Source organism: Mesorhizobium sp. M0174 (assembly GCF_040322275.1).
Taxonomy (GTDB): Bacteria; Pseudomonadota; Alphaproteobacteria; order Rhizobiales; family Rhizobiaceae; genus Mesorhizobium.
On the sequence record NZ_JAMYTB010000001.1, the window covers coordinates 480,005 to 493,656 of the forward strand.

Consider the following 13,652-nt stretch of genomic DNA (forward strand, 5'->3'; position numbering starts at 1 on the left):
GGAAACTGCCTCCGTTAATTGGCGGTGCAGAAATGCTGTTCGCCGTCATAGCCTGTGAACGTGCCGGTACGCGCGTTGAAGCTCCGGTAGCGGTCCGAGCAGTATTCGTACCAGCCGCGGGTCCAGGGCTCCGCATAGCTTTCGGCATAGGCCACTCGCGGCTGCACGTAATAACGGCGCACCGGGGCAGGCCGGTAGTATTCATCATCATAGGCCGGGTCGTAATAGCGGGGCTGCGGGCTGGCGAGCGCACCGCCGATCAGGGCACCGGCCGCAAGGCCGAGCACGCCTGCCGCAACGGCGTCGCCGTTGCCGTGGTGCCGGCGGTGATGGCGCCATTCATCGGCACTGGCCGCGGGCAAGGTCGCAAGCGTGGTCGCAACGACCGCGGCGGACAGGATGGCAGTCTTGAAAATTCGGTTCATGTCGGTCTCCTTCGTGCCGGCCCGGGTCGTTTTCGGGGATGCGGTCCGGCTTTAACGAAGATTAATATGGGACCGTGGCTGAACGGGGGCTGAACGAAATTTGGCCAGGCGGGTTCATCCAACCGGACGATTCAAGCGTGCGGCAAACACCGCAGGCCAGACCGGCCCACGTCCATTCTGTTCAGGGCCGGTTCAGCCGATCGACAGGTTGACGGCTTTCGGACCCTTGCCGCGCTTGTCCGGCTCGGTGTCGAATGTCACTTTCTGCCCATCCTCAAGACCGGGAAGACCCGACGCCTGCACGGCCGAAATATGGACGAAGACATCCTTTGCCCCGTCGTCCGGCGTGATGAAGCCGAAGCCCTTGGCGTGATTGAAGAATTTGACGGTGCCGGTCTGCGGCATGGGAAGCTCCTTTGATCCCACAAGTCCAGTCTCGGGCCGGCAAATGCCCGGACGGAAATTTGTCCTTTATTTTAGTGCCATCGGCAAGAGAAAGTTTTGCGGGTGCCGGCAAGCATCCCAGAACACAAAAGGCGCGACGAAAACCGCCGCGCCTTTATAAAATTCACGTCACACCAAGCCTTGCAGCATCCTCACACCCGAAAGGACGCGCGGCACGCCGCCGTTCAGGCGGCGCGGAGATTGACCGCTTTCGGACCCTTGCCCATACGGTCGGGCTCGACATCGAAGGTGACCTTCTGACCGTCGACGAGCGTGCGCAGCCCGGAAGCCTCGATCGCCGAGATGTGGACGAACACATCCTTGGCGCCGCCATCGGGCGTGATAAAGCCGAAGCCTTTGGTAGCGTTGAAGAATTTAACGGTGCCGGTCTGGGCCATTGGGGAAACTCCTTCACCCGTGTCAGTCTTGGTGGTTCCGCCCGCCGCCTGGCGCCGTGGGCAAGTCCCGGTGGTTGCTTCGGCAGTCATGCACTGGCGCATGGTAAAACCCCCCGCCGAAAACGGGGCTGTCAGAGATTCACAGTATCGGGGAAAGGTCGTCCAAAACGTTCCGCTCTCCGGGTCGCAAATGCCCGAACACAAAATTTATCGCACGGAAACGTGATGCTTGCAAGATAGAGCCGCGGGCGGCCCAACAGGCGCATCCCGACGCATCGCAGCGATAGTCCCGGTTCTCCGCGCGGTCATCGGCCAGACGCAGCCCAGGCATGGTCCAGCAAGCGGGGCCGGTGCTGTTTTGCCTTTGCGCCGGCATATCGCCTTGGTTCGCCATGCCGCCCGTTGCAAACAGGGGTTGCATTTGGCGGCGGGATGACGAGGATCGGCCGGACGCAGGCACCATTTGTGCAGGCACGAGCTTCGAGGGAGGGAACATTCATGCGGTTTCTTGCGGCAATCTTCTCGCGGCAGGGTTTTTCCATCCTGTTCCTGTCGGCAATTCTCGCGGCCTGCACCGTCGTGGTCGATGAGGGGCCGGGGCCGCGCCCGCCATGGCCGGGACCGCAATTCTGCACCAGGCAATATGACCCGGTCTGCGCCAGGCGCGGCGGCGACCGCCAGACCTTCGCCAACGCCTGCCTTGCCGAACGCGCCGGATACCGCATCATCCGTGAAGGCGAGTGCCGTCGCGGTGGTGGCGGCGGGGAGCAGACATTCTGTACCCGCGAATACCGCCCGGTCTGTGCCCGTCGCCATGGCGAACTGCGCACGTTCCCCAATGAATGCGAGGCCCGCGCGGCTGATTATAGGGTCGTCGATGATGGGCCGTGCTAGCGCACCGGCCTCACTGTTCGTCCGGATAGGCACCATCGGCGGGGCCGACGTAGAGCTCGGCGCCGTCCTCGTTGGAGATGCGCAGGCGATCGGGGATCTGCGGCATCATCAGCGTGTGAAGCAGCGTGGCGGCGCCTTGCAGGGCGGCGCGCAGGTTCGGCGCCTCCAACGACACCCGGTCGAGTGTCGCTTCGTCGGCGTCGCGCGAGCGGTAGAACTCGATGACGAAGTTCAAGCACGCCTCCAGCAGATTGTCTGCGATCGACCCTAGCCTTTGGACTTGGGTTTCGTACCGGTCTCCGCCTGCTTGACCGCCGAGCCGAACGGCGAGGCCGGCTTTGCAGCCACCTTGTCCTTCTTGGGCTTGCGTGTCTCGCGGTTGCTTCGCTGTTGACCCTTGGCCATTTCTGATCCCTCGTGCGTGGGTGGTAATGTCGAGAGTGCTATCGCTCAGCCGGCCGGGTTGTCGACCGGTTCGAGATTGTCTTCCGTGGTGACCCGCTCGTGGGTCTCCTGCTCGCTGCGGATGCGGTATTGCGGAGAGCCGTCCTTGACCGGCAGCCGGCTCTTGATCTGGAACAGCTCCGCGGTCTTTTGGACAAGGCCGATGCGGCTCTTCATGCGGACGGTCTGGCCGACGGTGAAGATATGCGACGGCGTATCCGTGCGCCGCGCACTCTGCTGGAAGCGGATCATGTAACATTCTCCTGATCGTGCCGAAGCGCTGCTTCGAGTTCGGCGTGGTCGACGGCGACAAGCTGGCTGGTCGGGCTTTTCACCGTCCTTGACGGCAGGTGGATGAAAGTGGCGACGCGGCGCCAGGCAAGCCACGACATGCCGTCGATCAGTTCCTCGTCGTGGTCGATGTCATACTCGCCGGCCGGCTGTACGCCATCTAGCCCGCCAAGCACGAAAGGTGCCGCGAAATGCGCGATGGAATGAGTGGTGCGGGCAGACATTCCTGTGCCTTGAAGTTTCTTTCCGGCCTGGCCCTGAAAACGGGGCCTGCATTGCGGTACCGGGTATCGGCGATTTGTATGAGTTTTGACGGGCCGAGAACCCCTGACGCCGCGAGGGGACCAAGCACGGCCCAAAAACGGTTCCATACCAATATTCTGAAAATGCGGCTTATTCAAGAAGATTCCGGCTTTTTGCCGCTACCAACGTAAAATTACTTTTCTATGGTTATTTGCGAAACGATGATACGGTGCCCAGAACCTCAAAAAATGTTTGAAGAAGTTCCGGAAGAGTTCCTCCGGCATTTGTGTTTATTTAGGTATGAAGGGAATAGAGTCATGAGTTCCGCAAGAACACCGGATGTCCCGACAGTTGCAGTCGATCCTGTCGTCAAGCCGACAAAGGTCATGTCGCCGCGCCTCACGATAAGAAGCGACGAGGCGGCAAGGCGAAGGATTGCCGACACCGACGGCACGGTGCGGCGGGCGCGCCAGCTTGCCGAAAGCAACCGCCTTATTTGACGCGCAAGCCATGACACTCAATTTTCCCAATCCCAGCCGCTCCTACGACGCTGCGGCCAAGCGCGTTCGTTTCGTCGGGCATGACGGCATGTTCGAAGTCCCGTTCTTTATCGAGGTTACGGCACTTTCGACGGTAAACCCGGCTGCAAGCGGAGCCGAAGCCGAATTCCTCAGTGCCTTCGACGCCAAGCGTTCGTCGATCCACGATATTGCGCGCGAAGCCTACTCGCACGGCCGCAAGAACATGTATGTGCTGACGCCGGCCGACTTTCGGTAAGTTCCCCGGGTTCGGAGGTTTGCTTCGTAGCGACCGCCGTCTGCTCTTGCACGTGCCGCAGCGATGGCCTAGATCGCGGCAGGCGGACAACACGGCAGGTTTCCCATCAACAGAGATCCGAGACAACCGGCAGGCGCACGTTACGGCTCAGGCGGACAGCCGCCGCTGGGGCTTGACCAGTACGTGCAGCGGGCGCTGCAGCTGCACCAGGCGGGGCGCCGGCAGGAAGCCGAGGCGCTTTACCGTCAGGTGCTGGCGCAAAAGGCCAACCACCCGGCTGCTGCGCATTTCCTCGGGCTTCTGCTGCACCAGACCGGGCGCAGCGCCGAGGGGCTGGCGCTGATCGAACAATCGGTGCGTCTGCAGCCGAACAATCCGGATTTCCTCAACAATCTCGGCACCGTGCTGCGCGACCTCGGCCGGGTAGCGGCCGCGGCCGATCTCTTCCGCAAGGTGGTGGCGATTCGGCCGGACCAGTTGGCGGCGCGCGACAATCTCGGCTCGTCGCTGAAGCAGCTCGGCCAATTCGAAGGCGCCGAAGATATTTATCGCGGCACGATCGGCCGCAACCCGTTCCATGTCCGCGCCCGCGTCGGGCTTGCCGAAACGCTGCAGGAAGCGGGCCGGCTGGATGAGGCACTGGCTGTTTTTCGCGAGGCGCTGACGATCCGGCCGAAGGATGCCGATCTTTTGCACGGCCTGGGCGTCGGGCTGATGGAAAAGGGCAATCTCGACGAGGCTGCGGATCTTTTCAGGCAGGCGCTGGCCGTGGACCCCGGCATGGCCAGGGCCTGGCTGATGCTCACGCAGGTCAAGCGCCAGAAGGAGCGCGACGCCGAGCTTGCCCGCATGGAGGCGGAGCACGCCAAGGCGCCGCAAGGCAGCCTGGCGCGCATGCAGCTTTCCTTCGGCCTCGGCAAGGCCAACGACGACCTCAGGGATTATGGCCGCGCTTTCGACTATTTCGCCGAAGGCAACGCGATCCGCCGCCAGGGCATCGACTACGATGCCGGCAAGACGCGCGGCGAGTTCGAGGCGATGAAGGCCGTATTCGACAAGACCTTTTTTGAAAAACACAGGCCGGGCGGGATCGCCGACGACACGCCGATCTTCGTTGTCGGCATGCCGCGATCCGGCACCACGCTGGTCGAGCAGATCATCGCCAGCCATCCGCAGGTCTATGGCGCCGGCGAGCTCAGCATATTGAAGACGGCGGTCGGTAAGCAGTTTCCGCTCAGCATGAAGGGCGGCTTTCCCTGGGGCATCGCCGACATGTCCGACAAGGCCTATGCCGAGGCCGGCCAGGCCTATCTCGATATGCTGCACGCCCGCTATCCAGGTTTTCGGCACGTCACCGACAAGATACCCGGCAATTTCCTCTTGGTCGGCTTTATCCATATGATGCTGCCGAAGGCCAAGATCATCCATTGCGCGCGCGATGCGGCGGCGACCTGCCTGTCGATCTACAAAGTGCATTTCCGCGGCGACAGCCACCGCTACGGCTACGATCTCGACGAGCTCGCCGATTTCCACAACCTCTACACCGATATCATGGCGCACTGGCACGCCGTGCTGCCTGATGTCGTGCACGACGTTCGCTACGAGGATTTCGTCGCCGACCAGGAAGGCCAGTCGCGGGCGCTGATCGCCCATCTCGGCCTCCCGTGGGACGACGCCGTGCTGTCGTTTCACCAGACCGACCGGCCGGTGCGCACGGCGTCGGCCGCGCAAGTGCGCCAGCCGATGTATCAGGGCTCGGTCGATCTGTGGAAGCGCTATGGCGACCGGCTGAAGCCGCTGCTCAATAAACTTGATCGAGGGGCGCCTACAGCTCGATGAAGGGCTGAAAACCGCCAAAGATCATGCGCTTTCCGTCGAACGGCATGGTCTCCCAGTCCGGCTTGAGGCGCGGATCGGCCATCACCTTGGCCATCACCGCATCACGATGCTGCCTGGATTCATAGACGACCCAGGAGAAGACGACGACCTCGTCTTCCTTGGCCTGCACGGCGCGCGGGAACGAGGTGAGCTCGCCATGGGGTACGTCGTCGCCAATGCATTCGACATAGGCCAACGCGCCATGCTCCTTCCAGACGGCGCCGGCCGTCTGCGCCATTTTCTTGTAGGCATCGAGATTTGCCTTGGGCACGGCCAGTACGAAACCGTCGACATAGGACATCTGACTTCCTCCATGTGATCGTTTTCCTCTCCCTTTAGAGCGGGGAGAGGTGATTTCAGACACAGCCTGTGTTGGATGTTAAGCTGCTTTCACCGGTGCGTTCATTGCCCATTCGACGCCGAACGGATCACGCATATTGCCCCAGCGGTCGCCCCAGAACATCACCTGCAACGGCACGACTTCCTCGCAACCCGCCTCGATGGCCCGCTTCCACCAGGCGTCGATGTCGTCGCTGCCGAGATGGAGCTGCATGGTGTAGCCCTGCGGCTTCACAGCGGCCATTCCATGCTCAGGATAGAAGTCGGAAAGCATCAGGGTCGAACCGTTGATGTGCAGATGGATATGCATGGTGCGGCCCTGTTCATCCGGCGGATAGGCAAAGACCTGCTCGGCACCGAAGGCCTTTTGGTAAAATTCTGCGGCTTTGAAAGCGCCGTCCAGCTGAAGGTAGGGCGTCAATCCGCCAAGCACTTTGGCGGCGGACTGGGTCTGCGGCTGATCATTCATGTCATGCTCCTCTTTGCGTCTGGTTGGCCTTTGCGAACCACAGGACGAACGGAACGGCGAAGATCCTACACGGCCGATGGTTTTTGGATTCGAAATGGCGCCTGCCGCGACGGCCAACTGCCACCTTTCAACCTTCGATGCGAATCCGCGGGCTGTTTTGCGCGTCGACGACGATTTCCGGCCAGCCGATATCTTTGCGCAACTCGATCGGCAATGAAAGGATGGCGCGTTCGCTGCGATAACGGGCGCGAGCCGCCGAGTAACGCGTCACGGCGTGACCTATGGATGACAGAATAGACATGATGCTTTCTCCTCGATTGGCGCCGGCATCACCGTGTCGGCGTCCCAAGGACGTGGCATGCGATCATCATCCGACAGAGCGCCGGATTTTTTTCCGCAATTTTTCAACCGCCCGCTTCGGCTACCTCCTGGAAGAAAGCTTCCGGGCTATCGATCTCGGTCAGCCGCCGTTTCTCGATCAGCCAGAAGCGGTTGCCAACCGCGCGGATGAAGGAGCGGTCGTGCGAGGCAAGCAGGCAGCTCGCCTGACGTTCCAGCAATTCCGCTTCCAGCGCTTCCTGGCCATCGATATCGAGATGATTGGTCGGCTCGTCGAGCAAATAGAAATTGGGATTGGCGAGCCTGAGCGCCAGCATCATCAGCCGCGCCATCTGTCCGCCCGACAGCACGCCGATCCGGCGCTCCTGCATGTCGATGCTGACGCCGACGCCCGCCAGCAACGAGCGGGCGCGCTGCTCGCCGACATCGAATCTGCGCGAGAGCATCGCCAGCGGCGTGTCATCGCCGCTGATGCCCGACAATGCCTGGTCGCTATAGCCGAGCACGGTCGACGGCGTCACCTTCACGCTTTGCGCCACCGTTTCCGGCTCGACGATGGCGTTCCGGATCAGGCCGATCAGCCGTGATTTGCCGACACCGTTACGGCCGAGCAGGACGATGCGGTCGCCTTGGCAGATATGGCGCTTGCCGGTGCTGAACAGAACCGTGCCGTCAGGTGTTCCGACCACCAAGTCGTCGAGCGTGATCAGCACCTTGGCATGGCTGCCGCGATTGGCGAGCTTGATCGCGCCCGCCGATCTTTCGCGGTGTGCCGGCGCTGCCGCTTCTTCCAGTCGCTCTGCCCGCTGGTTGAGCTGCTTGGTCTTGACCGTCAAAAGGTCGCTGCCGGAATTGATGCCGATATTGTTGAGCTTGGCCGCCTGCCGGCGCAGCTGCTGCGCCACTTTCATGTCGCGCTGGAATTTGCGCTCGGTCGAGGCGTCGACCTCGTCCAGCGTAAGCCTCGCCCGCGAATAGGGCAGCGAAAACACCGGCGATTGTTCGGGGCGTAGAAACAGCGTGCGGTTGGTCGTCGCGTCGAGGAACGCCCTGTCATGGCTGGCGATCACAATCGGCACCTCGCGCGGCAGCGCGTTCAACCAGGTTTCGAGTTGGCTGATCTTGCCGAGATCGAGATGGTTGGTCGGCTCGTCGAGCAGCAGGACGTCGGGATCGGTGACCCAGACGCGGGCGATCAGTGCCAATCGCTGCCAGCCGCCGCTCAAGGCCCGCATCGGCCGCACGCGCATTGGCTGCGGCACGTCGAGCGAGTCGAGAACCACATCGATGCGCCATTGTTCGCTTTCGGCCTGCTCGGCCGGCAAGACGTCGGCCACCACTTCATGAAAGCTGCGCCCGGCCAGCGCTGCGGGGATGATTTGCTCGACATAGCCGACGCGCAGGCCGCGCGTGCGGGTGATGTCGCCTGATGTCGGCTCCATGTCGCCGGTCAGGCACTTCAACAAAGTGGATTTGCCGCGACCATTGGCGGCGACGATGCCGAGCCGATCGCCGGTGCCGATGGTGAGGTCGAGATTGGAGAAGAGCGGCGCACTCATAGTGACGCCGAGGGACTTGAGGCTGATCAGGGCCATGTCGATTTCTCTGGTCTGTCCGGAGTGAGCTCCGGTTGATGCACTTTGACGGTGCGCAGGCTGGCCATCAGGCTCGGCGTTGCAGCACCACGAAGGGCAGACCAAGAAAATCGAAGCGGGAGAACCCGGACCGTCTCTGGTCAGCCCTGCAAGCAAGCTCGCAGGGCAGAGACAGGGCCGCGCTGACGGTGGTGAGAAAATAACACGCAGCCCTCCTTTCAAGACGTTCAAGTTGTAGAAACTGGCTACACCAAGGGTAGCGCCGATGGCAAGTGGCTAGGCTCCCCCTTCTCCCCTTGCTTGGTGGGAGAAGATGGCCGCGAAGCGGTCGGATGAGGGGCGCTCCAGCTTGGCACCGACGGCGATCCGTCCAGCACCCTCAACCGTCTCGGCGCTGCGCGCCGATCCACCTTCTCCACAAGGGGAGCAGGGAAGCTCGCTACCGTCCCGGCCGACCCGTCTTGCCCGGCCGGCGCTTTTCACGGCGGGCGTCGGCGGGGTCTTCGTAGGAGCCGATGCCAGCGCGCTGGCGGACGATGGGTTTGGCTGAAACGTGGCGTTCCTTCGCGCCCCCCTCTACCCTGCCACCACTTGGCATCTCCCCCACGAGGGGGGAGATTGGCTGTGGTTTCGCCGGCGCTTTTCCCTCGACCGGCTTCTCGGTCCGCCGCACCGTCATCTCGTCCAGTGAGTTCTTCCTGAACAGTGGCTTGGTCGGTTCACCCGGTATACCGAAATCCGAACCGTGCGCTTCCTGCGCCGACTGTTTCTTGAACAGCGAACGGGAGACCGCGCCTGACGGCGTCGGCATGTCGGTCCCAGGTCCCATATCGTCCAGCGAAGGTTTCGCAAACAGCGGCTTCTTGACCGGCACGGCGCCGTCGGCGCCCATTTCGTCGAGCTCCGGCTTGCGGAAGAGGTTGGGCCGGGCAGCCTTGGCCGCCTCTTCGGCGGCATGTGCCTCGTCGAGCTTCCGGAAACGCTCCTGTTCCTCTGCTGTACGATGTTTGGCCACGCCCTTGTTGTGCTTGCCCTTTTCGCGGCCCGAAACCGGGCTTTCCATGTCGGCATATTTGGCCAGCGGGTCGTCCGAGATGGACAGTTCCATCTCGCGCAGCCGCTTGATCTCGTCGCGGATGCGGGCCGCTTTTTCGAAATCGAGGTTGGCGGCGGCGTCGCGCATCTGCTTTTCCAGGGCGTCGAGATGCGCCTTCAGATTGTTGCCCATCATGGCGCCGGCGCTGTCGGTGAACTGCGAAATGTCGGCGCGGACATGATCTTTCTCGTAGACCGAATCGAGAATGTCGGAGATGCGCGACTTGACCGATTCCGGAGTGATGCCGTTGGCCGCGTTCCATTCCATCTGCTTTTCGCGGCGGCGATTGGTCTCGGCCATCGCCCGCTCCATCGAGCCGGTGACCTGGTCGGCATAGAGGATCACCTTGCCGTCGACGTTTCTGGCGGCGCGGCCGATGGTCTGGATCAGCGATGTCTCGGAGCGCAGGAAGCCTTCCTTGTCGGCGTCGAGAATGGCGACGAAGCCGCATTCGGGAATGTCGAGGCCTTCGCGCAGCAAATTGATGCCGACCAGCACGTCGAAGGCGCCGAGGCGCAGATCGCGCAGGATTTCGATGCGCTCCAGCGTGTCGATGTCGGAGTGCATGTAGCGGACGCGAATGCCTTGCTCATGCAGATATTCGGTCAAATCCTCGGCCATGCGCTTGGTCAGCACGGTGACCAGCGTGCGGTAGCCGGCCCTCGTGGTCTCGCGGATTTCGCCGACGACGTCGTCGACCTGTGTCTTGGCCGGGCGCACTTCAACCGGCGGGTCGATCAGGCCGGTCGGGCGGATGACCTGCTCGGCGAAGACGCCGCCGGACTGCTCCATCTCCCAGGCGCCGGGCGTCGCCGAAACCGCGACGGAAAGCGGCCGCATGGCGTCCCACTCCTCGAAGCGCAGCGGCCGGTTGTCCATGCAGGACGGCAGGCGGAAACCATACTCGGCCAGCGTCGCCTTACGGCGAAAGTCGCCGCGATACATGCCGCCGATCTGCGGTATGGTGACATGGCTTTCGTCGATGAAGACCAGCGCATTGTCGGGAATGTATTCGAACAAGGTCGGCGGCGGATCGCCCGGCTTGCGGCCGGTCAGATAACGCGAGTAATTCTCGATGCCGGCGCAGGAACCGGTCGCCTCCAGCATCTCCAGGTCGAAGCGGGTGCGCTGCTCAAGCCGCTGCGCCTCAAGCAGGCGGCCAGCCTTTTCAAGCTCTTGCAGCCGATATTTAAGTTCTTCCTTGATAGACTTGATGGCTTGATTCAAGGTCGGGCGCGGCGTGACGTAGTGCGAATTGGCGTAGATCTTGACGCTCTTCAGCTCGCCGGTTTTCTGGCCGGTCAGCGGATCGAATTCGGTGATCGCTTCGATCTCGTCGCCGAACAGCGAGATGCGCCAGGCGCGGTCTTCCAAGTGGGCCGGGAAGATCTCGATCGTATCGCCGCGCACCCGGAACGAGCCGCGGACGAAGTTGATGTCCTGGCGCTTGTATTGCTGGGCGACGAGGTCGGCGAGCAGCGCGCGCTGGTCGAGCCGGTCGCCGATCTGCATCTGGAAGGTCATCGCCGTATAGGTCTCGACCGAGCCGATACCGTAGATGCAGGACACCGAGGCGACGATGATGACGTCGTCGCGCTCGAGCAGCGAGCGCGTCGCCGAATGGCGCATGCGGTCGATCTGCTCGTTGATCGAGGATTCCTTCTCGATGTAGGTGTCGGTCCGGGGCACATAGGCCTCGGGCTGGTAGTAGTCGTAGTAGGAGACGAAATACTCGACGGCGTTTTCCGGGAAGAATTTCTTGAACTCGGAATAGAGCTGCGCGGCCAGCGTCTTGTTGGGCGCCAGGATCAGAGCAGGGCGTTGCGTCTCCTCGATCACCTTGGCCATGGTAAAGGTCTTGCCCGAGCCGGTGACGCCGAGCAGCACCTGAGTGCGGTCGTTGCTGTTGACGCCCTCGACGAGATCCTTGATCGCGGTCGGCTGGTCGCCGGCCGGCTCGAAATCCGAGACCATCTTGATGGCGATGCCGCCTTCGGACTTCTCCGGCCGGGCAGGGCGGTGCGGCGTCCACAGCACGCCGTCCTTGTGCAGCGGATTGCCGGATTCGATCAGCGCCGACAGCGCCGCGACGGTGGCGGTGACGCCGCCCGAGGCCATGGTCTCGGCGTCCTCCAGCGAAATGTCGAGGCCCGCGACAGGGTTGAGACCGGCCGCAGTGCGCTCCCGCGCCGAAGCCGCGCCGCCCATCGAGGTGCCGCGTGCCGTCCGGCCGGGGGAAGAGGAGCGCTCGGGGATTTTCTTCGCCGGTTTCGGCGATTTGCCGCCGACTTTGCCGGAAACGCGCCCTTCCTTCTCGGCTTCCTGCTCGATCTGCTCGGCCCAGTCGGCGATCGAGCCGGTCAGCGCCGCGCCGGTGAACTCGGCCTGCGGCGCCTCGGCAAAGCCGCTCTTGTACAGGGGCTCCGAGGCATCGAGGAAATCGGTCAGCGGACTGCGCCGCTTGGGCGGCGAAGCGCGCTCGTCATTCGCCGGCGGCGGCGTTTTCTTGTCGGAGAGTCTGGCCATGGCCCGAATATGGGAGGTATCGGCCAAAATGGAAAGAGCGGAGTGGCGGGTGGCGCGAGGGGCAATTTGGCTGCTGACAGCAGGCTGTCAGGAATAGCGTCGACGCACTCCCTCAATTGAACCAAAGCGCGAACGTCAGAAACCCGGCGCCGCCGAACTGGCGCTGGATCTGGTTGAACTCCTCGCTGGTGAGAATCTTGCCGTGTTCGAGATAGGGCGCGATGGCCGGGCCGGTGATCGACAGCACCAGGTCGAAGGGCTTCGGCTCGTCGAAGAAGCGCTTCATGTTGATGCCTTTGTCGGCGATGCGGAAATGCGGCAGCAAGGTGCGGCCTTCCAGAAGATCCTCGGCCATATCAAGGGCGGCGAGCCAGGCCTGTACCTGCTGCTGGCCGACTTCGAGACCGGTCAGCGGGCTGGCGCCTTTCTGCTGCGGCCCGGGCAGCCATTCGCGGTCATTGTCGGTTTCGGCGCGGATGGCTTTCCAGTCCTCGCGCGACAGCCGGATCATTTCCATCAGATGGCGGCGCGCCGCTTGCCGGCGCTCAGGCTCGACCACTTGCCAGTTGACGAGATGCACCAGGGAGATGAAGTCGGCGAGGCGCCATTCGGACGTTAGGATGCCACCATTCATGCCACCGTCCAGCGGCACGAGCGTATCCTGCAGCGGCAGTTTTGCGCGCGGGAACAGCATGTGGAAGGAGCCGTCGAACGTGTTCCTGAAATCATGCGCCAGCCAGAAGTCGGCCTGCGCCATCAGGAACTCGGCATAGCCCTGCAGCCAATAGCCGTCGGCGCGGTCGAAGCGGAAGGTGAGGGCGGGTGCGGCCGCGTCTGGCACACCGCCGCCGCGTGACAGAGACGCCATGATCGCGGCGGCACTTTCGTCCGGCGCGATCTGGCCATCCTCGTTGAGATCGATGCCGAGGCGGGTGAGGTCGATGACCATGCCGATGTCCGCGTCGGCGGGTACCGAACCCAGCGTGGCTGCGGATTTCTCCAGCCGGTCGCGGAAGGCGACGAGAATGGCGCGGAATTGTCCGTAGGTCAGCGGCTCGGGATCGGGGTTGTCCGGCACCGGCAGCCGCATCAGCGGCAGCATGAAGGATTGCGGGCTTTCGAAACCGTGGCGATGCAGGCCGCCGGCCAGGATCTCCAGCGCGGTGAAGAATTCGCCGGCGCCGGCGGCGTAGGCGGCTGCCGGATCGCCTGGCGCGGCGGTTTCAAGAGCGGCAAGAGCGCCGTTACGCTCAGTCACGGTTTTTGCCTCGAACAGTGCCGCGGCATCCCGCACTGCGGCGCCGGCCGAAGACAGCGGCAGGAAAAGAACGATGGCGCACGCCACCAGCCTGGAAAAACGCGTCATCGTGATCACCCCTTTTGTCGCTCCGCAATGGATCATACACGCATTTGGTTCGCGCGCCTGTAGCCCTGTGGTTCAACGACAACAGTCAGCGCTTCAATCAATCCGGCTGGCGGTCTACACAAGGCAAA

The 13,652-nt window shown here is 62.8% G+C and carries 17 protein-coding genes; 4 read left to right on the forward strand and 13 right to left on the reverse strand.

Annotated elements, in window-relative coordinates; translation table 11 throughout:
- Positions 1-14 precede the first annotated feature (14 nt).
- The 3 genes from NKJ13_RS02330 to NKJ13_RS02340 form a co-directional block, all read right to left on the reverse strand.
- Positions 15-425 carry a BA14K family protein gene (locus NKJ13_RS02330; protein WP_254819204.1) on the reverse strand — a complete coding sequence of 137 codons (411 nt, stop codon included), beginning with the start codon at positions 423-425 and terminating at the stop codon, positions 15-17.
- A 192-nt stretch (positions 426-617) separates the two neighbouring features.
- A complete protein-coding gene (locus NKJ13_RS02335) occupies positions 618-830 on the reverse strand; it encodes a cold-shock protein (RefSeq protein ID WP_006202521.1) in 213 nt (70 codons plus the stop codon).
- A gap of 224 nt (positions 831-1,054) precedes the next feature.
- Positions 1,055-1,267, reverse strand: coding sequence for a cold-shock protein (locus tag NKJ13_RS02340; protein ID WP_006202520.1), 213 nt, complete (start codon positions 1,265-1,267; stop codon positions 1,055-1,057).
- Positions 1,268-1,765: 498 nt separating this feature from the next.
- On the opposite strand from NKJ13_RS02340, the gene NKJ13_RS02345 reads away from it, so the two are divergent.
- Positions 1,766-2,161 carry a Kazal-type serine protease inhibitor family protein gene (locus NKJ13_RS02345; protein WP_352737735.1) on the forward strand — a complete coding sequence of 132 codons (396 nt, stop codon included), beginning with the start codon at positions 1,766-1,768 and terminating at the stop codon, positions 2,159-2,161.
- A 10-nt stretch (positions 2,162-2,171) separates the two neighbouring features.
- Here the strand turns inward: NKJ13_RS02345 and NKJ13_RS02350 are convergent, their stop codons facing one another.
- Genes NKJ13_RS02350 through NKJ13_RS02365 form a run of 4 tightly spaced genes read right to left on the reverse strand, consistent with a single transcriptional unit; the run spans position 2,172 to position 3,120 of the window.
- On the reverse strand, positions 2,172-2,396 hold the full coding sequence (locus NKJ13_RS02350) for a hypothetical protein (RefSeq protein ID WP_254819206.1): 225 nt from the start codon (positions 2,394-2,396) through the stop codon (positions 2,172-2,174).
- Positions 2,397-2,428: 32 nt separating this feature from the next.
- Positions 2,429-2,566 (reverse strand): hypothetical protein, encoded by a 138-nt coding sequence (locus NKJ13_RS02355; protein ID WP_254819207.1) that lies wholly within the window; start codon positions 2,564-2,566, stop codon positions 2,429-2,431.
- 45 nt (positions 2,567-2,611) lie between these two features.
- The gene (locus NKJ13_RS02360) at positions 2,612-2,857 is read right to left on the reverse strand and encodes a hypothetical protein (RefSeq protein ID WP_352687863.1); all 246 of its coding nucleotides are present in this window, start codon (positions 2,855-2,857) and stop codon (positions 2,612-2,614) included.
- A complete protein-coding gene (locus tag NKJ13_RS02365) occupies positions 2,854-3,120 on the reverse strand; it encodes a hypothetical protein (RefSeq protein WP_352687861.1) in 267 nt (88 codons plus the stop codon). The genes NKJ13_RS02360 and NKJ13_RS02365 overlap by 4 nt, the downstream gene beginning before the upstream one ends.
- 336 nt (positions 3,121-3,456) lie before the next feature.
- Between NKJ13_RS02365 and NKJ13_RS02370 the strand changes: the two genes are divergently transcribed.
- From NKJ13_RS02370 to NKJ13_RS02380, 3 genes are all read left to right on the forward strand, one after another.
- Positions 3,457-3,639, forward strand: coding sequence for a hypothetical protein (locus NKJ13_RS02370; RefSeq protein ID WP_352737736.1), 183 nt, complete (start codon positions 3,457-3,459; stop codon positions 3,637-3,639).
- Between the two features lie 10 nt (positions 3,640-3,649).
- Complete coding sequence (locus NKJ13_RS02375) at positions 3,650-3,916, forward strand: DUF1488 family protein (RefSeq protein WP_254819211.1); 267 nt, start codon at positions 3,650-3,652, stop codon at positions 3,914-3,916.
- Positions 3,917-4,099: 183 nt separating this feature from the next.
- Positions 4,100-5,755 carry a tetratricopeptide repeat-containing sulfotransferase family protein gene (locus NKJ13_RS02380; protein ID WP_352777022.1) on the forward strand — a complete coding sequence of 552 codons (1,656 nt, stop codon included), beginning with the start codon at positions 4,100-4,102 and terminating at the stop codon, positions 5,753-5,755.
- Here NKJ13_RS02380 and NKJ13_RS02385 read toward each other — a convergent pair.
- The 6 genes from NKJ13_RS02385 to NKJ13_RS02410 form a co-directional block, all read right to left on the reverse strand.
- Positions 5,742-6,095, reverse strand: a complete 354-nt coding sequence (locus NKJ13_RS02385; RefSeq protein ID WP_352508113.1) for a DUF1428 domain-containing protein — start codon at positions 6,093-6,095, stop codon at positions 5,742-5,744. The two genes, NKJ13_RS02380 and NKJ13_RS02385, sit on opposite strands and share 14 nt — an antisense overlap.
- A 78-nt stretch (positions 6,096-6,173) precedes the next feature.
- Entirely contained in the window at positions 6,174-6,602 is a 429-nt protein-coding gene (locus NKJ13_RS02390) for a VOC family protein (protein ID WP_254819275.1), read from the reverse strand.
- 127 nt (positions 6,603-6,729) lie between these two features.
- Complete coding sequence (locus NKJ13_RS02395; RefSeq protein ID WP_023719167.1) at positions 6,730-6,903, reverse strand: hypothetical protein; 174 nt, start codon at positions 6,901-6,903, stop codon at positions 6,730-6,732.
- 103 nt (positions 6,904-7,006) lie between these two features.
- Positions 7,007-8,536, reverse strand: coding sequence for an ABC-F family ATP-binding cassette domain-containing protein (locus NKJ13_RS02400; protein ID WP_352737737.1), 1,530 nt, complete (start codon positions 8,534-8,536; stop codon positions 7,007-7,009).
- A 439-nt stretch (positions 8,537-8,975) separates the two neighbouring features.
- Complete coding sequence (gene uvrB, locus NKJ13_RS02405; protein WP_352737738.1) at positions 8,976-12,158, reverse strand: excinuclease ABC subunit UvrB; 3,183 nt, start codon at positions 12,156-12,158, stop codon at positions 8,976-8,978.
- Positions 12,159-12,270: 112 nt separating this feature from the next.
- Entirely contained in the window at positions 12,271-13,524 is a 1,254-nt protein-coding gene (locus NKJ13_RS02410) for a hypothetical protein (RefSeq protein ID WP_352704125.1), read from the reverse strand.
- Between the last annotated feature and the right edge of the window lie 128 nt (positions 13,525-13,652).